Genomic DNA, 25,535 nt, shown 5'->3' on the forward strand with positions numbered 1-25,535 from the left:
ATTTAATGTATTTCTCAACTTTTCTGGCTATCCGATCATACGTTCGGTATAATAAGTGGAGCGCTTAATAGAAAAGGATGATGAATACATGAAGGGGACCTCGCATGCAATCGTGGGGGCAGGAGCGGGATTGGGCGCAGCTGTCTGGCAGGAAGCGGCTCCTGCAGCCACTGGTCTTTTAATACTGCTGGGCAGTGTTTCTGCTCTCGCGCCCGATCTGGACACCAATGGGAAGCTTTCAAACCGGATTTCCCTTCACAGGAAATGGCTGTGGTTTGCGCTTGCCTGTTTAGGCGTTTTACTCGGCACATACAGTTTGATCATATTATCCGGCTTTGTCCGTATACTCGGAGTTGGGGCTGCTCTCCTGCTTATTCTCCTGCCAAGGTATATGATCAACCAGCGTTTTATGGTCTTGTTATCTGGCATTACGTTGATTGGAACAGGCTGGCTTGGGGATGAATACTGGCTAATCTTATTTGGTCTTTTCACAGCCGGGGCATCGTTTGTTCCGCATAGAGGACCTACACATTCGCTGGCAGGGGCAGCGGTCTTCATTTTCATTGCGTATCAGCTTGAGCACCGAATGGCAATCAGCGGCATTGTGATGGCCTGTGCCTTTGGATACATCAGTCATCTGATACTCGACATGAAATGTCTTCCCTTTAATAAAAAAGGAGTTAAATGGTTTCTTCCACTGTATAATAGAGAATTTTGACATATTGACCAAAAAACCTTCATGACGAATGATTCATGAAGGTTTTTTTGCTGGAAAAATATGCTCCTCTTAATCGAGTCAGTCGTAATTGAAATATACACTTAAAAAGAAGGGTATTTGTCGAATAGAATAGAATGGTACAATAGAATCATCAGTTAGTTGAGATCATTTACCGTAATAAATGTAAAAATAGTGTAAACAAGCTAAGAAATTGTATTTTCTTGCCGATAGTAAGACTATAGCAGAAAGGTGTGATTCTGATGAATCCGGACCGTTATTCACGTTTAGCAGACATTACAAAAATGATCCATACAGAATTAGATAAACGATCGGTTCTAAAGCAGGTGGTAAAAGCCATTTCGGAGGAAATTGTCCGGTGCGATTCAGTTGGAATTTATTTGCCGCTAGATAAATCCCGTTTTCAAGGATTTGTGGGGAAACCGGATCACTTTAACGGCATTACGCTTGATAAAATGATTATCGACCTTGAGCATGACCGTTTGGCACAGGAAATAGTTGACACCAAAAAAGCGATCTATATACCGGATACATCTAAGGATAACCGGCCGGATCCAAGACCTATTGAGCTTTTTAAAATAAAATCTCTTTTTGGAATGCCTATTTACTTTGAGGAGTCCCTATACGGGCTCGTTTTTCTGTTTGATTATCAATCTCCTCTGCACCTGACTGAGGAAGAAATCGAAGCGCTTGAATCCTACGTTCTGATGGCAGCGGTTGCGATCCGAAATGCAGAGCTGCTCGATAACTCGCGAAAATTAGTTCAGGATAAACAGCTGCTGCTAGATGCCACTAAATCGCTTGCAAGGTGTACAACGATCCAGCAAGTTCTTGATACGAGCTTTGTTTATATTGGGCGGGCACTTAATAACAAAAATGTAGCGGCACATTTAAAAGACTTTAAATCTAAATCTCCTCTGCCTGAAAAATTAAGCTCTGAGAGTCATTGGCGGGAAGAGGATTGGAAAAAAACACATGCGGAAATGAAATTGGATTTTATTACAGACCCTGTATTTAAAGAGGTGGTTCAAACCAAAAGACCGGTTTTAATTCCAGATGTCTCAACTGATCCAAGACCAGATCGGACAGCGGTGGCGACATTTGGCTTTAAAGCGATGTATGCGATCCCCATTATTTCAAGAGGAGAGGTTCTTGGAACGCTCGTCGTCGTGGATTTTTCAGGACCTAAAACTTACTCCGATTCAGAACAGCAGCTTGCTGAATCCATTGCAGATGCAACAGCGAGTGTGCTGGATAATTTGCTTCATTTAGATCAGCTCGAAGAAATAATAGACGAAAGAACGTATGAACTGCAGGAAAAGAACGAAATTCTGGAGCAGATGAATGACGATTTGCGTCTGCTGGGCAAAAAAAATGAATCCATTTTAAACTCTGCCGGTGAGGGAATCTATGGTCTCAATGAATTTGGCGTCATAACTTTTTGCAATCCAATTGCCGCCTCTCTCCTTGACTGGGAGGTTAATGAGATGGTTGGCCGCCTTCAGGACGAGGTCATCTCCCATTTCAGCAAGGAAGATGAGCTGTATACGAATCAAAGCTCTCCTATTCACCAGTCTCTGAGAAATGGAATTAAAACACATTCTATTGAAGAAAAGTTTGCCAGAAAAAGTGGAGACATTATTGATGTTGAATATGTATCCATGCCTATTCAAAACAATGGGGTGCAAAGCGGGGCAGTTGTTACCTTTCGCGATGTAACGGACCGAAGGGAAATGGAAAGGAAAATTCACCATCAGGCCTATTATGACCTGCTTACTCATCTTCCGAACCGGAGCTATCTGGTGCAGAAAATGAAAAAAGCAATTGTCAAAAGCAGAAACAGAGGCTCAAAAATAGGGGTGCTTTTTCTTGATTTGGATCGCTTTAAGTTAATTAATGATTCTCTCGGCCACAAAATAGGTGACCTTGTTCTATATGAGGTGGCAGAGCGTTTCCGCTCCCTTATGAACCAAAGAATAACCGTCGCCAGGCTCGGTGGAGATGAGTTTATTATCCTCGTTGAAGAAGTAAACCGAGCGGATGAACTTGGCATGATCGGCTCCCAGTTTATTAAAGCATTGGACGAGCCTTTCAGAATCAACGGCCATGAACTGTTTACCAACGCCAGTATAGGAATCAGTATTTTCCCTGATGACGCGGGTGACGAGGACGATTTGATTCGCAACGCAGACACAGCTATGTATGTAGCAAAAGAACAGGGTGGAACCTTTCACTACTTTACCCGGCTGCTGATGGAACAGAATATTGAGCGGTCGAATTTATTGAATGCCCTTCATGCTGCCCTTGAACGTGATGAGCTGGACGTTCATTATCAGCCTAAAGTTGATTATGGTAATCATACAATTATTGGAGTTGAAGCCCTGTTACGATGGCACCATCCTGAATGGGGGATGATAGCGCCGGATAAGTTTATTCCAATTGCAGAAGAAACAGGAATGATTTTAAAATTGGGAGAATGGGTTCTGAGAAAAGCAGCTGCCCAGCATAAAATATGGACCGAAAAAGGCTATACCTTAAATATGGCTGTTAATTTTTCCATGAGGCAAATTCAGCATCCGCGAATAGTGGAAACCATTCAATCTATATTGGCTGAAACCGGGATGGATCCGGCTTGTCTGGAAATTGAATTAACGGAACATACTCTGATTCAATCGCAGCATGTCAGCAAATTACAGGATCTGAAAAAGCTTGGTTTAAAGCTTTCTCTTGATGATTTCGGCACAGGCTACTGTTCACTGCGCTATTTAAAAGACTTTCCGATTGATGCAATAAAAATAGATCGTTCCTTTGTGGAAAATATGACGCATGAGCCTCATATAGCCGCTTTAAATTCCACGATCATCTACTTGGCTCAGCAGTTGAACTATGACGTAATTGCTGAAGGAGTCGAAACGGAAGAACAGGTAAACCTTCTTATGGAGGGCGGCTGCCATTTAATGCAAGGTTATTATTTCAGCAGACCGGTTCCTTCAGAACAAATTTCACATCTTTTACTAAATGGAATAAACCAGGAAAAGAGGATGACAACGTGAAGAGTGCAGGACATATTATTGACTTTTTAATTAAAGGGAATGTTGACTATCTTTTCGGAATTCCCGCAGGTTCAGTAAATGCAATTTTTGATGAGCTATACGACCGGCCGCAGATCACTCCGGTTGTTGCAAAGCATGAGGGAGCCGCTTCCTTTATGGCCGCTGCTTATGCAAAATATTCAGGAAAACTGGGTGTAGTAGTGGGCTGCAGCGGGCCTGGCGCCATGAATTTGGTTACAGGAGCAGCTAATGCCTCCCGCGAGCAGATTCCTCTGCTGATTTTAACAGGATCTGTCCCGCTCTCTACTCTTGGGTGGAATGCTTCGCAGGAATTAAATGCCTCTCCAGTTTTTAAGCACGTGACTAAATACAGTGCGACTGTCACCGAGAGCTCTAACTTGGTGGAAGAACTGCAAAAGGCGGTTTCTATTGCATTTGAAGGAGTGCCTGGACCTGTTCATCTTGCTCTTCCGATAGATGTTCAACTACAAAAGGCGGATGACGTCAGCCTTCCGGATTTTCCTGTATTTTCTCCAAAAGAAGCACCATATGAAGAAATCACATCAGTAGCCAATCTGATTTCAACTAAAAAGGGAGTATTGTTTATTGGCAACGGCGCAAGAGAATGCACCGAGGAAGTAATAGAGCTTGCAGAAGCCTTGAACTGGCCATTTGTAACAACTCCACAGGCAAAAGGACTTATTCCAATGAATCATCCGCTGCACAGTGGAGTATACGGCTTTGCAGGACATTCAGCTGCTGTGGATTTAGTTCATCGTGGTGAACATGAAATTTTATTTATTATTGGATCAAGTTTAGGTGAAACAGCAACTAGTAATTATCAGGATCAACTTACAGAAGGAAGAACGGTTATACAATTAGATCGAGATCCCTCTGTGTTTAGCCGAAAGTATGTGATTGATCATCCTGTTACAGGAGACTGCCGCAAAACGGTAAAACAGCTGCTGCAGCTGCTGCCTAAGCCGAAGCAGTTTTCATTTATGGCAAAGGACGACCCATTAGCTGAAGAACAGCATTACGATACAAAAACGGTTTTGCCTTTAATTCAGTCATTGATGCCAAGTGATACGAAGTATGCAGTAGACATTGGAGAATTTATGTCTTATGTCATTCACTATATGAAAGTGCTTAGTCCAAAATCCTTTGATATCAATGTGCACTATGGCTCAATGGGGACTGGGATTGGGTCAAGTATTGGCATGGCGCTTGCTGATCGTGACCGGCCTGTTGCCTGTATAACAGGGGATGGCTGCTTTTTCATGCATGGGATGGAAATCCTGACTGCTAAAGAATACAACTTACCTATTACGTTTATCGTCCTTAATAATTCGCGTCTTGGGATGGTGCATCATGGTCATTCTTTGCAATACAAAAGAGTTCATGAACGATTTTCACAGTCTTACACCTCCATTTCGGCGATCGTAGAAGCAATAAATATTCCCATTCACACCATTTCATCACTGGAGGATATTCATTCTTCAGCGATAGATGACTTAATAAAGCTGGATGGGCCTAAATTGATCGAGATCAACTTAATTGATGACGCTGTTCCTCCAATGGGAGACCGTGTTAAATTTCTTTCATCATTTGCCAAGTAATCGTCAACAATTTATACTTAGTAGCAACTCCAACCATTAATATTAGTAGAAAACCGTAGAAAGCAGCTGGGACATATTAATAAGGTCGAGATTATATGAAATATTTTTGTAGCTATTGAAAATTATCCATTCTTCAGCGATAGGTGAACTTATAAAGCTTTGTTGACCTGATTTTCTCAAGAATAACTAAGGCATTTTCGACCAGGTCAAATTATTTCATTTAAAAGAAGTAAAAAATTAACTAATTATACTTAGTAGTAACTCCGAATATAAGAAATAATAAAAAGTATTAAAAAGAATATTAGGCTCAATCTACCGTCGTAATTAAAGTAACGAAAGAAAAAGCTGGACCTTCACCAGAGTAAGGTGAGTCAGGCAGAGACTTTAAATTGAAAACTCTCTGCCTGCCGTTCTTGCGGAAAGCGTAAGTCTAAAGCGCAATAAACCGTCAGCGAGCCTGAGACACTTGTCCCAGGCTCTTTACTTTTTTTCTTAAATTGGGCAGCGACTGAAATAAATGATATGATAGAATGCATAAAATCATAAGGAAGACATCGTTTAGTGATAAGTCGAAAGGGTAAGATAAACTATAAACCCGTAACACATGAAGGAGTTTTGACTATGAAGCTTTCGCAGGAAAAAAGAATTCAATTGCATGAATTCAATAATCTAACTAAGTCATTAAGTTTTAATATGTACGATATATGTTATACAAAATCAAAAGAGGAAAGAGAGGCTTATATTGAATACATTGATGAGCAGTACAACGCTGAGCGTCTGACAAAGATTTTAACTAATGTAGCGGACATAATTGGTGCTCATGTTTTAAACATTGCAAAGCAGGATTACGTACCACAGGGTGCAAGTGTAACGATTTTAGTATCCGAAGGACCCATAGTAGAAGTGCCAACAGATCATTTTGATGAATCTCCAGGACCACTGCCGTCCATTGCGACTTTGCAGCTGGATAAGAGCCACATTACGGTGCACACGTATCCCGAATATCATCCGCATGAGGGCATCAGCACCTTTCGGGCGGATATAGATGTGTCAACATGCGGAGAAATTTCTCCTCTAAAAGCATTAAATTATCTGATTCACTCTTTTGATACTGATATAATGACAATGGATTACCGGGTTAGAGGCTTCACTAGAGACGTAGATGGTCATAAACTTTTTATTGATCATGATATTAATTCAATTCAAAATTTTATTCCTGAAGAAATTAAAGAAGAATACGATATGATCGATGTAAATGTGTATCCTCAAAATATTTTCCATACAAAATGCAAACTGAAGGATTTTGACCTTAATAATTATCTTTTCGGCTATAAAAAAGATAAACTTGGGGATGAAGAAATTAAGGACATAACTCATCGTTTGAAAATTGAAATGGATGAAATCTTTTATGGAAAGAATCTTCCTCCAAATATAAAAAATAAACAAGGAAAGCTCTGATCTTAATGATCAGAGCTTTTTTTTACATATCATGACCGCTGTTTTTATTTTGTCTTGAATGGTTTTGGTTTTTCACTTTATGAGAACCGCTCATTGGCTTTGGCTGTGTGGATTCTGTTTGCTTATTATTTTCTTGTTTTTTTGACATGTCTATCACCTCCTGTTTTAGTTTGAACAGACAAATGCGTATTTAACCTTGAAAAGTAAATTTAAATATGAAGTAGTTTGCTTTTTCATTCTTAAGTGGGTAGAATAACGATATACATAATATATCTAGGTAGGTGATTATATGTTCAATCGGGAGTTAGTAAAAGGGAGTACTTCATTACTGATGCTTCAGTTGCTCAAAGAGAGAGACATGTATGGATATGAGTTAGTAAAAGAATTAGAAGCTAGAAGTGATCAGGATATAAGTATGAAGGAAGGAACGATGTATCCCGCTCTTCATAAGTTAGAAAAACAGGGGTATATCGAGTTTTATTGGCAGGAACAGCTTAAAGGGGCTGCCCGTAAATATTATCGCATTACAGAACCAGGCAAAAAACTTCTTCAGGAAAAAACGGATGAATGGCTAAAGTTCGTTGGGGTGATTAATAAAGTAATGGGGAGAGCTAAGAATGGACCGGCTGAAGATTGATTATCTTAACGACCTGGACAATGAACTGCGGCATCATCCAAATAGAGAATCAATCCTTGAAGAGTATGAAGTACACCTGGAAGAGCTGATTACAGAGTTACAGTTTACAAAAGATTCAATAGAAGAGGTGAGTAAACGAGATGTAACGGAACGATTAGGGACTCCGCAGGAAATTGCTCACTTGTGGCTGCAGGAAAAGTCCGTTACTCCGGGTAAGATGAAATGGCTGTTCACCAGCTGCAACATTTTCATTTTTCTTGGGGGAGGATTATTAACCTTCTTTTATAACGTATATGAATGGGCCTGGATTCAAAATATCTGGATTCTTTTAACCAGCATACCTGTTTTAATCAGTATTATATACTTATTTTTTTGGGCTCTGCTTGGTTACGAAATCGGAAAAGGGTTTGGATATAAGGGACATTCACTTCTTAGAAAAACGTTTATCTTTTCTTTGGTTCCAAATATTACGCTGATGGTGCTGGTTGTCTTTAGAATTGTCCCTCAGCATTGGTTTGCGCCTTTATTGTCCCATGAATTTATTTTGAGCTGCATCGCTATTACCATTGTTCTGTATCCAATCAGTTTATTAAGCTATAAGTGGGGAAGGAGAGCCTCTGTATAAGGGGCTTATCATTTACCTTAATACCTAGTTTATCTATGCTTATATACATAGTATTTCTATGTATTTATAACAGAGGAGGAAATAAGATGAGTAGTAAACTGACTATAGACCAATGGTGGATTTTGCTCTGGAGTCTTTTTTTAGGGTTTGTGTTAGATAAGCTAATTTTCATCCCTAAAGCAGGCATTTCATATGTTATTTTCGTTATTTTGTTTTATATCGTCTTTTTTATCGTTCTCCGGAATCTTTCGTTTTACAACAGACGAATGGGGAACTTCTTATTGATTTGTATCCTGGTGCTGTCCACAAATTATTTTCTTTACGACCAAAACGGTTTTTATTTGCTTAATTTTTTGGTTATACCTGCTTTAATGTTTTTACATTACCTGTTACGTATACAACCTAAAAGCACCTCCAGCTTCTTTACCCCGCAGACACTCATTCCGCTTGGACTAAAAAAATTGACAATGTCTGTTAATCAAAATGTGTATTTATTCAAGTACTGCACCCGCTTATTCAGTCGAAATATGGATGAGCAAAAAAGAAAAGTATGGTCAAAAATTTTTTATGGGCTGTTGTTGTCCATGCCGCTCCTTTTCATTGTGATTGCGTTGCTAATGTCATCAGATCTATATTTTACAACCATAATGACTCAAATTCCAACCTGGTTTACTCTCATTTCAGCAAATACTGTGCAGGACATCTTGATCGTTTTACTGTTCGGATGTTTATTTTATGGATTTTTCCAAGCAGCCTTTGTTTATACAGAAACTTCGACATCAGACAATCCGGGACTAATAAAAGGCTTTGATCAAATCGTGGTCATGACGCTGCTGATTCTTTTAAATCTCGTCTATCTCTTTTATCTGGTGATTCAGTTTGCTTACTTTTTTAACGGTGATCTCGCAGAAGGTTTCACATATGCAGAGTATGCACGGCGTGGTTTTTTTGAACTTGTAACGGTTACAATGATCAATCTTACTCTTACGGTTTTGATCCTTCATTTTGTAAAACAGGATCATACATTCTATAAGAAGAGTATTCAAATCCTGCTTAGTTTTCTGCTGGGGAGCAGTTTGCTTATTTTGATTTCTGCATTTATGCGTTTACATTTATATGAACAGGCGTACGGTTTTACCTTCACAAGAATTCTGGTTCACGCCTTTATCATTTTTCTTTTTGTCATTATTATTTACACAATGATGAAAGTGTGGCTTCAACGTTTATCTTTAATTCATTTTTATATACTTTCCGCCCTGATTTTTTATTGCACCATAAACATAATTAATATTGATGGCATTGTGGTGGACAGAAATTTGGAAAGGTACACATTAACCGGAAAAATTGATCTGAATTATTTAAATCAAATGTCTGATACCGGTAAGCTGGGATTGATTAAACTTTATCAAATCAATCCTGATGTAACAGGACTTGAAGATCTAGTGGTGGCAATTAGAGGAGAAAAGCTGCAGAACCAATCAGGAGAATGGCAGTCCTATAATTTGACTGAGGAGCAATTAATCCGAAAATTACAGGAGCTTACAATTAATTAATGTACTTTTGAGCATACTATTTTAACATCTTAAAATAAGGGAGAGAGTATATATGGCTACAAGAGATTCTGTACAGCATTGCCTTGATCATTGTGAGGAAGCAATTTTGTCTGCACAAACGGAATATGATAAAGCCTCTTTACAGGAACATTGGAATGATGAAGAGTACACGCAGGCACAGCTTCAACTTGAACAGGCTTTTATGGATCTTGAAAAGCTTATGAAATCAGCAAATGAAGAGCAGGAGGATACGCTTCAAAGAAAAAGACTGCAAATACAGGAGATGCAGAATAAGATGCAGCTGCTGCGCCACTAGAGTCCAGCCCGACACTCCCTTTCCTGAGTGTTGGGCTTTTTTGAAACTTTTACCTTTTAAAGTCGTATAAAAGTGTAGGAGGGATGAATATGTGGAATCAGCTAGTGGAGGAACAGATTGCTTTACAAGGAGAAATTGCTGCGAGAAATAAACTTATAAGAAGAAAAAACATCCTTGAAGAAAAAGTACATAACCAGAAAAGAAAAAGAGACCAAGCATATCAATTGTTTACGAAAGAACAGCAGGATGTCCACGATCTTGATCAATTTTCGTTCATTAATTTATTTAGAGAAGCAATCGGAAAAAAAGAACGAATGCGGGAAAAGGAACTTGCTCAAGCTGCTGAGGCAGAACTTAAGTGGAACGAAGAGGATAAAATGGTTCGTGACGTGCAGAAGGACTATGAGGCTGTTGTAAAAAAACTCCAAAACCCTATTTGGACCGGCCTGGACCAGGAATGGGACCTTCTTATGGAGAAAAAAGAAAATTGGCTTCGATCACACACACAAACTCAGCGCCAGCAATTGGACTCTTTACAGCTTTTAAGAAGAGATTTAGATACACTGCTTATTGAAATGAATGAAGCGTTGACAGCAGGAGAACAAGCTGTACTTGCGCTTGAACATGCATTTAAACATATGCAGTCTGCTAAGGATATGTCTACTTGGGATACGTTTCTTGGCGGGGGATTAATTGCTACAGCCATGAAGCACAGCAGACTGGACGACTCAGAAGACGCCATCCACAAGGCGCAGCTGGAATTGCAGCGTTTTGAAACAGAGCTGCAGGATATTCACCATGTATTCTCAGATGACCTAAGTATTGATAGGGGGTCATTTCTGACGTTTGCAGATTATTTTTTTGATGATCTTTTTTCTGAGTGGACGGTTCATTCAAGGATCAATAAAACAATGGATAATTTAAAGAACGTCATACATCAGGCAGGGCAGACGTGTGAAGAGCTAAAGGTACAAATAACGAATGCGGAAGAACAACTCGCTGATGTAATGAACGATACCAATGCGCTGGTTGAAGGTATGGAATTATACTAAATAAAACTCTTTAAGAAACTGTTTTCAATTGATTTTTTGTTTGTGATCTGTGACTGACAGCTTCTAATATAAACAGTTTGTCCTGAGCACTTAGCATTCTCCAGCTTTTCACTTTTATTTTCATTTTTACTTCCTCCTTTTGGTTATAAATTATTACTAGTTCTTTACCTTGATTATTCATGAACGAAACAACAAAAGTTTCTACAATATGTTTCTGTCTGTTTGCTGCCTCGTCACGATTCGCAGTTGATTAATAAATTGTATGTTTGTTTTCAAAGAGATATGCCAGATAATGTACTCAATTTAAAAAGAACTTTTATTAAACAACATTATGAGGCAGCGAAACGTGCTTTTATATCAATTTTATGATTAAATCGCCACATTTTCTTCTCTTTCTACTCTGCTTTTCTTTTTCTCTGAAATACAGGAGGGTATCCATCCCACATCATGAAAATACTGGTTGATTACATTCAAAAGATTATGTACGATAAATAGTAAGCAAATTGTTGAAAGAGGTGCTGATCTTTGTCAAGAAAAGTTGTCCCGATTGTTTTAAGCGCATTAATTGCAGCAGGTTTAATTGCTTGGAGTTCCTATGAATGGCTTGACAAAGGAGATCAACTTCAAAAAACTGAGAACGAAGAGGATGTTGCTGAAGATCCTGCTTCTGCTGCAGCTGGCGATTCTGATGAAAATGAAGAGGAATTCACGGAAGAATCCAGAGCAGCTGCTGCCGGAACGATTACGGATGAAGATCTCGAGCAGTACGAAAAAGAGGGATTAAATCCGTTTAAAAAGAAAGTAAGTCAGGATGAGTTGGATGACTTTCATTACCAGGAATACATCCACGGCATGACTCATCAGAAAATAAAAGCAAGCAAAAAGTGGGGCTTCTACGAAATACATCCTAAGAGAATTGAGTGGCTTTTAGATGGACTCGATAACACTACGAAAATTACTACTGAAAATAAAAGGGTATACCGCGAAATTCTTACAAATTGGAAAGAAGGAGACTTCACCAAAATAGACAAAGAACATAATAAAATTTGGAGAATGCAGGACGGCACTGTCGGAGAAGCAACGGGAATATTAAGTACTGAAGAAGAGCAGCGCTATATTGAGAGTATGGCGAATTAAACTCAATTCAACAGAGGAAAGGGATACGTAAATGACCGTTTCTCAACTTTTAACCATCGGACTTTCTATTATATTGTATGGTCTGCTCTCTTATTATATTGCTCATAACGGCTGGAAGTGGCTTAGAGCAGCAAAATTTCCCATAAAAAAAAGATGGTACAGCCTGCTGATCATAGTACTCACTTTCTCTTATTTTATCGGCAGAGGCACTTCAACTTTTTTTTTCGAATTAGCCGGGGCCTATTGGTTTGTAGTGATCGGATACAGCCTGCTCCTTCTGCCCGCTGCCAATCTTGTTGTCTGGTTTTTTAAAAAACAGAAAAATGACAGGTTTATTCACTGGACCGGAATCACAGTAATTGGAGTGTATCTCTTTATCTTTCTATATGGCAGCTTTAACGCATGGAGTCCCACAACAAGAACTTATGATATTCATATACAGAAGCCTTCTTATTATCAAAATCTTCAGGTTTTAATGGTGTCTGACCTTCATTTGGGACCCATTGTAGGAATCAGTCACCTAAAACGTCTTACAAAGCTTTCTGAAAGCATCCAGCCTGATATTATTTTAATTTCGGGAGATATTATCGACGACAATTTGGATCCGTATGTTAAGCAGAAAATGGGCAGTGAACTTGGACAACTTAACGCGCCTTTAGGCGTTTTTGCTGTTCTGGGTAATCATGAATATTACGGGGACGACCTGGATGATATTATAGAGGAAATGGAAGCAATTCAAATCAGCATGCTACTTGATGAAACAGAGCTTGTCGCAGATTCTTTTTATGTAAGTGGGAGAAAGGATTTGACAGATCCTGAACGTCTGTCAGTTGATGCATTAGTGGATGGATTAGATAAAACCCGTCCAATCATTATGCTTGATCATCAGCCTGTGGAGATTGAAGAGGCGATGGAAGGAGGGGTGGATGTTCTTCTTTCAGGACATACCCATAAAGGTCAGGCAGCACCTGCTAATCTTATTACGAATATGCTCTATGAGAACGATTGGGGATATTTAGAAAAGGGAAATCTTCATTCAATTGTGTCTTCCGGTTTTGGCACATGGGGACCGCCGATTCGGATCGGAAGCAGAGCAGAGGTTGCGGTGATCAATATTTCATTTGATTGACGAGAAAAAGCTTGCAGCAAAAAATGATTGCTGCAAGCTTTTTAAATATTTATTTTTTCTTGTTTAAAACAGGAAACAGCAGCTCTGCTACATGATAAGCCTCTTCAAGATGCGGGTACCCCGAAAGAATGAAGGTGTCAATTCCTATTTCTTCATATTTTCTCATGTTTTCAGCAACCTGATGCGGATCTCCAACAAAGGCTGTCCCAGCTCCTTCACGTGCAAGCCCGATTCCTGCCCAAATGCCCGGACGGATTTCAAGCGAGTCCTTGTTCGATAGTGATGTTTGGGTCATCGTCGTTTGAGCAGATGAATCAAACACTTTAAATTTCTCTCGAGTTTTTTCAATCACTTCATCATCTACATATCTAATCAAATTATTTGCTGCTTTCCAGGCTTCTTCTTCCGTTTCCCTCACAATCACATGGAAGCGAATCCCGAATTTTACGCTTCTGCCTTTTTCCTCTGCAAGCTTCCTTACACGTTGAATTCGTTCTTTCACAACTTCAACCGGTTCTCCCCATGTCAAATAATAATCAACATGCTCTGATGCCACCTCATAAGCAGAATCTGAAGTGCCGCCTAAATAAAGAGGAGGGTGGGGTTTTTGAACCGGTTCGTGCCCTAGTTTCCCATCCCTTATGTCAAGGTAATCTCCTTTAAATTGAACAGATTCTTCTAAGTAAAGCTTTCTCCAAACTGTTAAAAACTCATTCGTTAGTTTATATCTGTCACTATGCGATAAATGAAGCCCTTCGCCAGCCAGTTCAATAGGATTTCCACCCTGAACAATATTTAAAAGAACTCGTCCACCTGAAATACGATCAAACGTCGCGGCCATTCTTGCAGAGATAGCAGGGGAGGTTAGCCCTGGACGAATGGCAACTAAGAACTTCATCCGTTCTGTAAGAGGGATTAAACTTGATGCAACGACCCATGAATCTTCACATTCTCGTCCTGTCGGCAGCAGGGCACCGTCAAAGCCTAAACGGTCAACCGCTTGCGCAACCTGCTGAAGATAATCAATCGTAACTTCGCGTTTCCCGACAGACGTGCCTAAATATCTGCTGTCACCAGCAGTAGGTAAAAACCAAAAAATATTCATTGTAATCCTCCTATATTATATTATTCCGATTAGAATAATAGGTTTTACGGGCTAAAAATTAACTCGCACAATGCTTCGTCTTAAAGAAGCTGTATGAGTTATATATATAAAGAACCGGAAATAATTATGATTGGTTTGCCCATTGAAGAGCAAATAGATCATAAAAAATCTTTAGTACTATGTATGATTGTACTAAACTTAAATGATAATTCAGAATATGTCAACAATAGATAACTGTACTAAAAAATGATACTTCTTCATGGCGAATGAACATACCGAGCTTCAGCTTTAAAGAATCATGAAGCCTGAAAAGAGAATGATTAATTTCAACCTGAGCATTGATTAGCTTTTATAGATCGAAATAAGCTGGTAAGTCTAACGGCAAAGTCAGAGTGCTCGATGTGAAATAAAATAAAAATATAACCGCCAGTGTATTGGAACGCACAGGAATGCGGCAAGGGGAGTCTGTACATTAGCTTTAAATCATTTTTTATTTTTAGTTTACATAATATATATTATAGGAAGTTAACTGCATTTCATGATTTATGTCTCAAAACCGTAGAATACTTATAATATTGAGACAAAAAATAAAATTATCTAAATGTATCCAGGGTTCTGTGTCAGGCTCTGTTTCAGTACCGATCGAATTAAACTATAAATAGTTCGCTTTTAAGTAAATAACTTTCATAACAATCTATAGCGAATAAATTCACTGCAAGCCATTTTGCGTATGTAACTACCTTGCAGACTCAAGCAGAAATTTTCTCTTGTCTACAAGATAGATTATTTGGATACCTTTGTTTTCTTACTCGGATGTGTCTAGTGATGCCTGCTGTGCCGGTGTGATTTCCATATGAGGATAATTAATGCGTTCTTCAAATTCCACCCAGTCAAGATTTGCCATTAAAAGCAAGTATCGTTTTCCGCTTTCCGGATCACTAATAATGATATGGTCCCGCCCAGCCGTTTCTACACGTCCTCGGTAAATCATTGCGTTCCATTTGCTGTTTCCCTGGTACGTATAATAAAACGTGCCAATCTTCCCTTTGTTAAAACGCAGAATATTTTCGATAAATGACTCTTCTATTACCCCTGTTGGAAATTGCTGACCTGTACCTATTGGCATGACGGGTACTGAGTAGGATGGCCCGGACGGCGTATTTAATGGAAATCCCCCTGAATTTTGCATACCTTGATTTCCCATCATCGATCCCTGAGGGTAATTATAATTTCCATAATTCATGTCTAAATCAGCTCCCTTTTCATTTATCGGTAAAATTCTGGACAATAGCCTGGCACACCAACATAGAAACAATGATTCCTGAAGGCAAATTCAAATTGTGTCATGGGTGATCGCGGCATTGTTTCGGTGCATGGCGCTCTAAATTTACTGCCTGGACTTGGATTAAAAAACCACAAACTGTCTCTGGCACGAGGATCTCTGTACCCTTGAAGCAGATCTCTTGCCCGCTGCAAATCACTTTCGTCTGGACGCTGCGAATATAGAGTTCCATTCAATACGGGTTCAAAATGAGGAATTCCAGTACCTGGTATTGTTTGGTAAATCGCATGTCTAATATTTCTCAGATTTTTGAAGTCTGGTGCGCAGTCAGCTTCAACACGATTAGCTACTACAGTTCCTACCATATTCATTCCTTGTGGACCCTCTCCAATTGCTTCTGATAGCATCAGTCTGGCTAAATAATCTACATCTCTATCTGTATGTTTGATGGGTCTTCCCAATTGAATCACCCTCTTTAAGCCTTTACAGTTAAGATATTGACCCATAGCCTAAAAGGGAACTTGTCCAGCAGCCCAACCTATAAAAAGAAAAAAACGAGCCTGGGACAAAAATGTCTCAAGCTCGCATGCCGGTTCACTTCACTTTACGGTATATACTTTCTCAAATAAGATACTTTTTAATGGATACCCCAGCCTCAAGAGAGAGCGTTCTTAATTTGCTATTGTTCCTCATCGTACAGCCTTGCGATCTGATAACGCCTGACAGATATAAATGCATTGATCAAACAAATAATTCCCAGCAAAGCAGCCATGGCGTATTCTCCTCTAACCACGTTTTGAATTGCCCAGAATCCGGTTAGTAGAGCAAAAATAACATTTACTGCAATCATCGCCGGTTGAAAACGCATATCCACCCTCCTGTTATTTAAGATGTAAGTTTTTGAATCCTTTTTGATTGATTTGGTCCAAATAATTCTCTTCAAGCGTGAATAGTAATTCAATGGCTTCGTCCTGATTCAGCTCATTACTGGCCATTTTTCTTTCCAGTTCATTTCTGGCTAATACAGCAGCAAGCTGATCTGAAAGGATTTCCTGTTCATAGGTTCTCATCCCCTGATCAAATTCCTGTTCCATTGCGGGGGTCGGGAAATATTGCTGAAGCGTCTCATCGTACTCAACGTATTCTTCCAATCCCGCTTCTTTTGCAAATGAAAGCAAATATTGCTCTGTCTTCATAAACTCTTCATCCTGACCCTCTTCTGTTTCTTTCATGGAATGAAGGACGAGATCACCCAAATAGAGGGCTTGAATCAATTTTTTATACTGCTGACTATTCAATTCAATGTTCATGGTGGTTTCTCCTTCCTATCTTTGGATTCAGTATTTTTTTATCTTACATGCAAAAAAAGCAAGCTGCTGCCCGCTTTTTCTGCCTGCTATTCTGTAAGAGATGTGCTTCCATCCTGCTGAATGATTTTCTTTTCCTTATAAAGCCGGCCCAACGCTCTTTTAAACGCACCTTTACTCATTCCAAATGTTTCATATATGAGTTCAGGCTCACTTTTGTCGCCAAATGGCATAGTCCCGCCATGTTCTTGAAGATATTCATAGACAATTTCAGCATCATCTAGCATCTTGTCTTGTTTTCTTGAGATAAGGGAGCCATTTAGCGTACCGTCTTCTTTGACTCCGATAATACGAACTGACACGTCTTCTCCTAAGCGAGGCTCTTCATATCGTTCACTCTCATGAACAAAGCAAAGATATCCTTCCTCTGTAAGCAAAAATGTGCCGACACGCAGTAACCGGTAAGGGCGTGCTTTTAATTCCTTATTATGAAGTTCCGGGTCTGCCCGGTTGGAAAGAACCTGAACAACTTCTTCTGTTGCAAGACGCGCAAACATATTGCCGGCACGGTCTGTGCGAAGCGTAACATATAAATAATCTCCCGCTTTTGGCCAGACATGTTTCGCTGCAGGAAGATCCATGGCCACGACCGTTACTTCACGGGAAATGCCAATATCAAGTGCAGCTCCATCCCTGTCGTTAACCTTGATTACTTTTGCCCAGCCATAAGATCCTTTCCGGATTTCAGGAATATTCATTGAAGCAACAACCCGTCCTCTTCGGTCAGCATACAAAAAGAAATCGTACGCCTCTCCAACAGTCAGTTCTCCCGTGACCTCGGACTCATTTAACGGATACTCATCTTCCCCTCTAATTAAATAAAACCCAAAAGGTGCTTCACGATCTACGGTTAAACGCTGGACAGTGCCAGCAAGTGATTCTTCTTGTTCATACATAAACTAGTTCCTCCTGTTACGACTCATTGTTGTTTAATCTACCATGAACACTGCTAAATGTACATCTCTTGATAAAAGTCTGATCTTAACTTCTTCGTTTCTGTTTAATGATTTTAATGGAAAAGGTAACGATTTTGGTTTCGCCTGGCTGAACGGTTGTGCTCAATTGAAGTTCATTTGCCGTTTTCAGGAGGATGTCGGCGGAAGCATCTACTAATTCCCACATCCTTCCGTAAATTGCATGTGAAATAATCACTTCAGCCGGTGACTCTTTTCTGCTTGTGATCTTATAGACATGGTCTTCGACAGTATCTTCCCCGCTCAGATAGCTTCTTATCACTTCATGTTCACTGTCAATATCAACAGCTTTGCCTAAAACAGATTGGACCTCTTTGCCTTTTGGTGTAAAAGACAGCATTTCTTCTCCCGCAAAGTACTCCCGCCCATTAGATCCATAATAAAATGTTATTTTACCTTTTGACAGCGGAATCTCACTCATATGTGTCCATTCGACTACAGTGGATGGATGATCATCAATAGAGGTAACTGCATAAAATAGCCGATAAGCAGCTTCTGTTTGCACAAAAGGAATCATTGTGGACTGGCGATCAGGAAGAGACACTAAAAAAGGGATCGTATAAAGATGCAAGTCGCCCTCTCCCTCTTCTGTAACCTCACTGTACTCAGAGCTTTCCTTTAGCATCATGACGGAAGGTTCATTCGATTTGTTTGAAACAATGCGGTTTGTCTCGCCCGCCATTGCCTGCAGAGAAACCTCAGTAAAGTTTTGTCCGGTCCGATTGATAAATTGAAGCGTGCCTTTTATTTGCAGGATTCCATTTTCAAGTACCCCGCTATAAACAGCAGACCAGGAGAGATGATCGAGCAAGTAGCTGAGTGTTACATCCGTGGCATGCGATGTAGGCTCCACCCGAAGCGTGACAACTGGAGCTTCACTGACTGCTTCCGGAACACGTTCAACGGAAAGCTGTCCGGAAGGATTCAACAATACTTGTTTAGTATCAGGATCTTCTATGATGATGTCAGGTGACGATGCAATCAATTTAAAGCTTTTTTGCTCTTCACCTATTTGCTTAAACAGGATTTGGTCTCCTGATAAAGCGCGTAATATTGATTCTTGTGTAATTCCTTCTGACTGTCGAAATCTCCATTCCTTCAAATGGATGCCTGTTATTCTGAGACTCGATGCATCCATCGTCTGAGGCAGATTCGAAAGCATGATCCATTCCGGGGTACCGGCAGACCACTCTCTTTTTTCCTGAATGAGGGCGAAATTGTTTTCATACACAATCAGATTCATGGATTTGCGCTGGCTTTCGTTCCAATAGTTGATGGTAATCATCTCCTTTAGGCGGATAAAGGCTTCAATATTTTCTATTGTCTCACTTTTTGGTACAATGTTGAAGATTGATTTTAAGCAGGATCATACTTACATAGAAAAGAGGGAATGAACGGATGGAGTTTCCACATGCAAAAAGAATGGACGGATTTAAAACACTTATCTTTAGTGAATTATCCGCCTATAAACAGTTAAAAATCAGTGAAGGAGCCCAAATGATTGACCTCAGCATCGGAAGTCCTGACCTGGCTCCTCCCGATTTCATTCGCGAAACGATATCGGAAATGTCAAAAGCAGAAGATCAATACGGGTATACCTTAACCGGGATTAATGAATTTGATCAGTCTGTTGCAGCTTACTACGACAGACAGCACCGCATAACGCTTGATCCCCAAACAGAAATCATGCTGTCGATGGGGTCTCAGGATGCATTGGTTCATATTCCAATGGTTTTTTGCAATCCGGATGATTATATACTGGTCCCGGATCCTGGATACACGGCCTATGAAACAGGGATTTCAATGGCAGAAGCAAAGCCCTATTATATGCCGCTGAGAAAGGAAAATCATTTTCTTCCTGATTTGAAGGCTATACCAGCGCACATCGCAAATAAGACGTCCTTAATGATTTTAAACTTTCCGGGAAACCCAGTGCCGGTCCAAGCAACGTCTTCTTTTTATGAAGAAGCAGTCGAATTTGCTAAAAAGCATCAAATCTTAATTGTTCATGATTTCGCATATGGCGAACTTTATTACGATGGAAAAAAACCAATGAGTTTCCTTTCAACTCCAGGGGCTTTAGAGGTTGGGGTTGAGACGAATTCACTTTCTAAAAGCTTTAATATGGCCGGCTGCCGCGTAGGCTATGTTGCAGGAAATCCGTCAGTCATTCAATCAATCTGTCAGATGAAATCAAATCTTGACTACGGTGTTTTTAAACCTATACAGCTTGCTGCAGCAAGAGCGCTGACTGAAGGTGACTGGTACGCTGAAGAGGCCCGGGCCGTTTATCAGCATCGAAGAGACATGTTCCTCGCCCGCACCCGGTCAATTGGCTGGGAGATCCCCGCTCCTGAAGGCGGCATGTTTGTCTGGGCTCCAATCCCTCAAAACATGACGTCTATGGAGTTTTGCCAAACACTTATGGACGAAGCGCATGTCGTTGTTACACCGGGACACGCTTTTGGTCCAACAGGAGAAGGGTATGTAAGAATAGCGTTAGTACAGGATGCAGAGGTTCTCATTGAAGCAGCTGAAAGAATCGGCGAGCTGGCTCTTTTCCCCTCCCCCTCCTTTTTGTAAATGCATGAAGAAAGGGCAAACGACGAGGTCGTTTGCCCTTTTTTAATAGACCGTCTTAAAATGAGCTTGGGACAAAAGTGTCTCAAGCTCTTTGACCGGTTCGTCTGCGCTTCAGGCGGACGCTTTCCGCAGGGACGGCGCTGAGCCCTCCTCAAGGCTTTGCCTTGCGGGGTCTCAGCTTGCCGTCATATCCTGCAGGAGTCGCCACCTTACGCTCCGCTCACCTACTACTAGTAATAAATATATCCGCATTTTTGAAACTTTTTTGAGTTTTGTTCCAGCCTTTTTTTATCCAAAAAAAGAGACTGGGACAAAAACTGTCTCAGCCTTTTTGACCGGATCGCTGCGTTTCAGGTGGATACTTTCCGCAGGACCGGGGATTGAGCCTTTCCAGGGCATGTCCCCATAAAGTCTCAGCTTGCCGTCATATCCCGCTTGAGTCGCCACCTTCAGCTCCGCTCACCAAATACTACCTCGTTTTTTTAAATGTTTTTGTTTTGTCCCGCCCTCTTTTTTAATAGACCGTCTTTAAAATATTTTCGATAATTCGTTTCTGTTCTTCAAACAATGGCAAAAACTGCTTTTTCATCAGACCGAATTCCTCTTTGCCTTTATCCGTCAACCGGTACCAATACACTTTCTGCCGCTTTTTCTCATGAGATTTATAGTCATCTGTCCGGTGAAGTAGTCCTTCATCTGTCATATCGTGCAAAGCATCAAGAAGCGTACTTGGCGCAGGCTCCCAATTCCCGCCTATTTTACGGAATTCTGCTTTAAAGTGCTCACTGATCATCCCTGAATGCTGGATGGACAAAAGATGAAGTATGTAAAATTTCGTAAACTGGGAGGCACTCATATTTAATGCGAATTTTTTCGGGTTATTTTTACTCACTCTATTCCCTCCATCCCTCCAAAAGATTCTTTGTTTCCTTTATTTTACCACGTTTTCCTCCCTTAGGATAATAAAACGACCATATGTTCGCAAGCGTAAAAACAGGCATTTTGTTAAGGGGGATCAATCGTCTTACTATTCTGTATAAGTTTAGTATCCCTAAATAAATGAAAGGATAGTTGATGTGACGACTTTAAATCAGGGCCAGGACGTTTGACCAGAAAAAAGTGATGTTCGCAGATTTAAGAGCCCCGCTGGATCTGGACTTAAAACCTCCTTTATTCTATGAAAATGCTCGGAAAATTATTATTGAATCAAGGGGTCATGCAGGCTAGATGACTACTAAACGTTCTTTTTATACAATGTCCAAAATCTTTTAGAAAGATTAACAAGCAAAAAGCCTGAGACAAAAATGTCACAGGCTCTTCGACGGGATTATTGTGCATTAGACGAAACGCTTCCTCAGCAAGACAACGCCTTTGCTCATATTTTACAAATAAATCCTTTTAAATGATTTATCCCAATCTTTTATTTCGTTAATTCTCCATACCACTGTTTTGCTTTTGCCGCTTCTTCCTGGGTCAGCTGATGCCCGTTGTGATGCCAGAATACTTCTGTTTGCGCGCCTGCATTTTCGAGTAATTGTGTAAGATCGTTTGTTTCCTCAGGTGGACAAATCGGATCATTATCACCAGCAGTAATCAATACATTCATCCCATTTAGGCCTGGAAGCTGTTTATCCCGAATCGGAACCATTGGGTGATGCAAAATGGCTGCCTTTACAACATCCTTATAATGAAAAATCAGGCTGCCTGCGATATTTGCGCCATTTGAATACCCAATCGCAATGACGTTGTCCCGGTCAAATCCATGTTCTTTTGCAGCATCATCTAAAAATTGCTTTAATTCTTCTGTTCGGATTGCCAAATCCTCTAAATCAAACACGCCTTCTGCCAGACGCTTGAAAAATCTTGGCATGCCGTTTTCAGATACATTTCCGCGGACGCTTAATACGCCTGCTTCAGGGTCAATGAATTGGGCAAGTCCAAGCAGGTCCTGCTCCGTTCCTCCAGTACCGTGTAGCATAAGCAATGTTGGCTTAGATGGTGCCCCTTTTTTATAAATATGCTTCATACCTCTCCATTCCCTTCTTCTAATTACTTTTACTCTTCGCTATTCAAGTATAAGAAAAATCGTGTATTGTTTCAAATTTAAAATACTTTATTTCAAGATATATCGTTTCTCTTTAAAAATCATGTAAATGTAAAGCAAAAATCAAGTATTAATGGTATAATTCAACGATACGTATGTGTTATGGAGGGAATTGAAATGATTCAAGTAACAGATGTCAGCTTGCGGTTTGGCGACCGGAAGCTGTTTGAAGATGTAAATATTAAGTTTAATCCGGGTAATTGCTACGGCTTGATCGGAGCAAATGGTGCAGGAAAATCAACTTTTCTGAAGATCTTATCAGGAGAAATTGAAGCACAAACCGGTAATGTATCTATGGGTGCCAATGAACGTCTGGCTGTTTTGAAGCAGAACCACTTTGAGTATGAGGAATACGAAGTGCTGAATGTTGTCTTGATGGGCCATGCACGGCTATTTGAAGTAATGCAGGAAAAAAATGCAATTTACATGAAAGAGGATTTCTCTGATGAAGATGGCATAAAAGCTGCCGAGCTTGAAGGCGAATTTGCAGAGATGAACGGCTGGGAAGCAGAATCAGAAGCTGCGATTCTTTTACAGGGCCTCGGAATCCGTGAGGACATGTTTACCAAAAAAATGTCTGAACTAACAGGCTCGGAAAAGGTAAAAGTATTGCTTGCTCAAGCTCTTTTTGGCAAGCCGGATGTCCTTCTTTTAGATGAGCCGACAAATGGTCTGGATATACAGGCGATTCAATGGCTCGAAGACTTCCTTATTAATTTTGAAAACACCGTCATTGTGGTTTCCCACGATAGACATTTTCTAAATACCGTATGTACTCATATTGCGGATCTTGACTTCAGTAAAATTCAGGTCTATGTCGGGAACTATGATTTCTGGTATGAGTCAAGTCAGCTTGCTCAAAAGATGATGCATGACCAAAACAAGAAAAAAGAAGAAAAAATTAAAGAACTACAGGCTTTTGTCGCCCGATTTAGCGCTAATGCGTCAAAATCCAAGCAGGCGACCTCCCGTAAAAAATCGCTTGAAAAAATTTCACTTGATGATATTAAACCGTCTTCCCGGAAATATCCATTTGTTAATTTTGAGACTGAGCGGGAAATAGGAAATGATGTTCTGCAAGTAAAAGATTTGTCCAAAACGATTGATGGTGTAAAAGTATTGGATAACATCTCCTTTACGATGAACAAAGAAGATAAAATCGCTTTAGTCGGAACAGATGAAATTGCGAAGACTACGCTCATGAAAATTTTAATGGGTGAAATGGAGCCGGACAGCGGAAGCTTTAAATGGGGTGTTACGACTTCACAAGCCTATTTCCCTCATGACAACGGCGAATACTTTGCAGGGAATGAATCTGATCTTGTTGATTGGCTTCGACAGTATTCACCTAATGATCAAAGTGAAACGTTCTTGCGCGGATTCCTTGGCAGAATGCTTTTCTCCGGTGAAGAAGTGCGAAAAAAACCGAGTGTTCTTTCCGGTGGAGAAAAAGTTCGCTGCATGCTGTCACGCATGATGCTAAAGCAGGCAAATGTACTGCTTTTGGATGAACCGACCAATCACCTGGATCTTGAGTCCATTACCGCTTTAAATAACGGACTGATTAATTATAAAGGTGCGATGATTTTCGCTTCTCATGACCACCAATTTGTTCAAACGATCGCGAATCGTATCATTGATATTAAAGACGGCAAAATCACTGACAAGCAATTGTCTTATGATGAGTTTCTTGAGTGGAATAAAACAAGCGTATCATAAATTCAACAAACGAAAGCCCCCGCTTCTAAGCAGGGGCTTTTTGCGTTGTATTATTTTGTGAACTTGCTGATGATTTTTGGGACGACTCCCTTACCCATGACTTTTTGTGACAATCCGGCAATTTTATTCACTATCTCAAGCCCGTCCTCATCTCCAGCCCAGTGCTCCCGTATAATTTCAGGAGAAAGGTGGTTTACGATGGTCTGCAGCACAAATGAAGCGACAATAATGTCATCAATGTAGCCTCCAGGTCCGATAATACCTTCAGGAATGACATCGATGGGCAAAATAAAGTAGCCGATCGCCCCAAGTGTCAGGGCTTTGTCTTTTTTTGCCACTCGCGGATCTTTCACCACCTGCAATAAAAGATAAAATAGATCAGGAGCAAAAAGCAGATATTTTGCATACTTGTGATTTTTACCTGTTTTCTGTTCGAGCCACCTGTTTATCTTTCCTCTAAGTGAATAATAAAAGTTTTCATGTTTTTCAGCCTGGATTTCATTTGTCATTTTCTCATCTCCCTCTGCACTTAAATCGTCTTTATATGTATTCACATACCCTATCGCCCGCGGATCAAATCTGAATTACTTGAACTTAAAGAGGGGTAGAGGACAATTTTTTGTCAATCTCGTGAATTTGATCCAAGTCCCCTCTCTTTCTGATAAACTGATAGCAGCGATTGAAAGGCATCAGGAGGAATTGATATGTTAAAAACACCAATTGGCAGACTGCGGTTCATGGGATACTTTGAAGGGGTGTCTTTATTAATTTTAGTTGGACTCGCAATGCCTCTTAAATACTGGTTTGGCTTTCCTGAAGCGGTCACGCTGGTAGGATCTATTCATGGCTTTTTGTTCGTAATTTATTGTTTTGTCATTGCCTATGTAACGCTTAAAACAAGATGGAAATGGTACTGGCCAATCCTTTCTTTTATTGTTGCCTTTATTCCTTTTGGCAATTTCGCATTAGATCCGAAGCTCAAACACTATGAGATGTCTCAGACCGCTTAAACGACCCCCGTTTTCAGATAAAAAAATTCATCGTCAGCAGACGATGAATTTTTTAAATTGCTTATAAAAGCAAAAA

The 25,535-nt window shown here is 40.2% G+C and carries 25 protein-coding genes; 14 read left to right on the forward strand and 11 right to left on the reverse strand.

The window, feature by feature from the left end; genetic code table 11:
* The first annotated feature begins 88 nt into the window (after positions 1-88).
* The 4 genes from ACQCT8_RS04800 (at position 89) to speD (ending at position 6,866) form a co-directional block, all read left to right on the forward strand.
* Positions 89-718 carry a metal-dependent hydrolase gene (locus ACQCT8_RS04800; protein WP_426868932.1) on the forward strand — a complete coding sequence of 210 codons (630 nt, stop codon included), beginning with the start codon at positions 89-91 and terminating at the stop codon, positions 716-718.
* A 260-nt stretch (positions 719-978) separates the two neighbouring features.
* A complete protein-coding gene (locus ACQCT8_RS04805; protein ID WP_426868935.1) occupies positions 979-3,789 on the forward strand; it encodes an EAL domain-containing protein in 2,811 nt (936 codons plus the stop codon).
* Complete coding sequence (locus ACQCT8_RS04810) at positions 3,786-5,408, forward strand: thiamine pyrophosphate-binding protein (protein ID WP_426868936.1); 1,623 nt, start codon at positions 3,786-3,788, stop codon at positions 5,406-5,408. The genes ACQCT8_RS04805 and ACQCT8_RS04810 overlap by 4 nt, the downstream gene beginning before the upstream one ends.
* 621 nt (positions 5,409-6,029) lie before the next feature.
* Positions 6,030-6,866, forward strand: coding sequence for an adenosylmethionine decarboxylase (speD, locus tag ACQCT8_RS04815; protein ID WP_426868937.1), 837 nt, complete (start codon positions 6,030-6,032; stop codon positions 6,864-6,866).
* Positions 6,867-6,888: 22 nt separating this feature from the next.
* On the opposite strand, the gene ACQCT8_RS04820 is transcribed toward speD, so the two are convergent.
* Positions 6,889-7,014, reverse strand: a complete 126-nt coding sequence (locus tag ACQCT8_RS04820; RefSeq protein ID WP_426868939.1) for a small acid-soluble spore protein P — start codon at positions 7,012-7,014, stop codon at positions 6,889-6,891.
* 141 nt (positions 7,015-7,155) lie between these two features.
* Between ACQCT8_RS04820 and ACQCT8_RS04825 the strand changes: the two genes are divergently transcribed.
* The 7 genes from ACQCT8_RS04825 to ACQCT8_RS04855 all read left to right on the forward strand — a co-directional run bounded on the left by ACQCT8_RS04825 (position 7,156) and on the right by ACQCT8_RS04855 (position 13,315).
* Positions 7,156-7,503, forward strand: a complete 348-nt coding sequence (locus ACQCT8_RS04825; RefSeq protein WP_426868941.1) for a PadR family transcriptional regulator — start codon at positions 7,156-7,158, stop codon at positions 7,501-7,503.
* On the forward strand, positions 7,484-8,128 hold the full coding sequence (locus ACQCT8_RS04830; protein WP_426868943.1) for an HAAS signaling domain-containing protein: 645 nt from the start codon (positions 7,484-7,486) through the stop codon (positions 8,126-8,128). The genes ACQCT8_RS04825 and ACQCT8_RS04830 overlap by 20 nt, the downstream gene beginning before the upstream one ends.
* Positions 8,129-8,214: 86 nt before the next feature.
* Positions 8,215-9,681 (forward strand): DUF4153 domain-containing protein, encoded by a 1,467-nt coding sequence (locus ACQCT8_RS04835; protein ID WP_426868945.1) that lies wholly within the window; start codon positions 8,215-8,217, stop codon positions 9,679-9,681.
* 52 nt (positions 9,682-9,733) lie between these two features.
* Positions 9,734-9,997: a DUF2524 family protein gene (locus ACQCT8_RS04840; protein ID WP_426868947.1), complete on the forward strand. Its 264-nt coding sequence runs from the start codon at positions 9,734-9,736 to the stop codon at positions 9,995-9,997.
* An 89-nt stretch (positions 9,998-10,086) separates the two neighbouring features.
* Positions 10,087-11,049 carry a hypothetical protein gene (locus ACQCT8_RS04845; protein WP_426868948.1) on the forward strand — a complete coding sequence of 321 codons (963 nt, stop codon included), beginning with the start codon at positions 10,087-10,089 and terminating at the stop codon, positions 11,047-11,049.
* A gap of 525 nt (positions 11,050-11,574) precedes the next feature.
* A complete protein-coding gene (locus tag ACQCT8_RS04850) occupies positions 11,575-12,186 on the forward strand; it encodes a DUF6241 domain-containing protein (protein WP_426868950.1) in 612 nt (203 codons plus the stop codon).
* Between the two features lie 31 nt (positions 12,187-12,217).
* A complete protein-coding gene (locus tag ACQCT8_RS04855; protein WP_426868951.1) occupies positions 12,218-13,315 on the forward strand; it encodes a metallophosphoesterase in 1,098 nt (365 codons plus the stop codon).
* Positions 13,316-13,364: 49 nt separating this feature from the next.
* Here the strand turns inward: ACQCT8_RS04855 and ssuD are convergent, their stop codons facing one another.
* From ssuD to ACQCT8_RS04890, 7 genes are all read right to left on the reverse strand, one after another.
* Complete coding sequence (gene ssuD, locus ACQCT8_RS04860; RefSeq protein ID WP_426868952.1) at positions 13,365-14,420, reverse strand: FMNH2-dependent alkanesulfonate monooxygenase; 1,056 nt, start codon at positions 14,418-14,420, stop codon at positions 13,365-13,367.
* 805 nt (positions 14,421-15,225) lie between these two features.
* Complete coding sequence (gerQ, locus tag ACQCT8_RS04865; RefSeq protein WP_426868954.1) at positions 15,226-15,663, reverse strand: spore coat protein GerQ; 438 nt, start codon at positions 15,661-15,663, stop codon at positions 15,226-15,228.
* Between the two features lie 23 nt (positions 15,664-15,686).
* Positions 15,687-16,163 carry a cell wall hydrolase gene (locus ACQCT8_RS04870; RefSeq protein WP_426868956.1) on the reverse strand — a complete coding sequence of 159 codons (477 nt, stop codon included), beginning with the start codon at positions 16,161-16,163 and terminating at the stop codon, positions 15,687-15,689.
* A gap of 218 nt (positions 16,164-16,381) precedes the next feature.
* On the reverse strand, positions 16,382-16,570 hold the full coding sequence (locus ACQCT8_RS04875) for a hypothetical protein (RefSeq protein ID WP_426868957.1): 189 nt from the start codon (positions 16,568-16,570) through the stop codon (positions 16,382-16,384).
* A 13-nt stretch (positions 16,571-16,583) separates the two neighbouring features.
* Positions 16,584-17,012, reverse strand: coding sequence for a hypothetical protein (locus ACQCT8_RS04880; protein WP_426868959.1), 429 nt, complete (start codon positions 17,010-17,012; stop codon positions 16,584-16,586).
* Positions 17,013-17,098: 86 nt separating this feature from the next.
* A complete protein-coding gene (locus ACQCT8_RS04885) occupies positions 17,099-17,965 on the reverse strand; it encodes a CvfB family protein (RefSeq protein ID WP_426868961.1) in 867 nt (288 codons plus the stop codon).
* A gap of 85 nt (positions 17,966-18,050) precedes the next feature.
* On the reverse strand, positions 18,051-19,328 hold the full coding sequence (locus ACQCT8_RS04890; RefSeq protein ID WP_426868963.1) for a DUF4139 domain-containing protein: 1,278 nt from the start codon (positions 19,326-19,328) through the stop codon (positions 18,051-18,053).
* Positions 19,329-19,441: 113 nt separating this feature from the next.
* On the opposite strand from ACQCT8_RS04890, the gene ACQCT8_RS04895 reads away from it, so the two are divergent.
* Positions 19,442-20,626 carry an LL-diaminopimelate aminotransferase gene (locus ACQCT8_RS04895; protein WP_426868964.1) on the forward strand — a complete coding sequence of 395 codons (1,185 nt, stop codon included), beginning with the start codon at positions 19,442-19,444 and terminating at the stop codon, positions 20,624-20,626.
* A 514-nt stretch (positions 20,627-21,140) separates the two neighbouring features.
* Here the strand turns inward: ACQCT8_RS04895 and ACQCT8_RS04900 are convergent.
* Entirely contained in the window at positions 21,141-21,518 is a 378-nt protein-coding gene (locus ACQCT8_RS04900; protein ID WP_426868966.1) for a PadR family transcriptional regulator, read from the reverse strand.
* A gap of 528 nt (positions 21,519-22,046) precedes the next feature.
* Entirely contained in the window at positions 22,047-22,652 is a 606-nt protein-coding gene (locus ACQCT8_RS04905; protein WP_426868968.1) for an alpha/beta hydrolase, read from the reverse strand.
* A 195-nt stretch (positions 22,653-22,847) separates the two neighbouring features.
* Here ACQCT8_RS04905 and ACQCT8_RS04910 point away from each other — a divergent pair, with 195 nt between their 5' ends.
* On the forward strand, positions 22,848-24,449 hold the full coding sequence (locus ACQCT8_RS04910) for an ABC-F family ATP-binding cassette domain-containing protein (RefSeq protein ID WP_426868970.1): 1,602 nt from the start codon (positions 22,848-22,850) through the stop codon (positions 24,447-24,449).
* Positions 24,450-24,499: 50 nt separating this feature from the next.
* On the opposite strand, the gene ACQCT8_RS04915 is transcribed toward ACQCT8_RS04910, so the two are convergent.
* Entirely contained in the window at positions 24,500-24,958 is a 459-nt protein-coding gene (locus ACQCT8_RS04915; RefSeq protein WP_426868972.1) for a YkvA family protein, read from the reverse strand.
* Positions 24,959-25,153: 195 nt separating this feature from the next.
* On the opposite strand from ACQCT8_RS04915, the gene ACQCT8_RS04920 reads away from it, so the two are divergent.
* Positions 25,154-25,459 (forward strand): DUF3817 domain-containing protein, encoded by a 306-nt coding sequence (locus ACQCT8_RS04920; protein ID WP_426868974.1) that lies wholly within the window; start codon positions 25,154-25,156, stop codon positions 25,457-25,459.
* Positions 25,460-25,535 lie beyond the last annotated feature (76 nt).

The sequence above is a fragment of the Jeotgalibacillus proteolyticus genome (assembly GCF_050107735.1).
Lineage (GTDB): Bacteria > Bacillota > Bacilli > Bacillales > Jeotgalibacillaceae > Jeotgalibacillus > Jeotgalibacillus proteolyticus_A.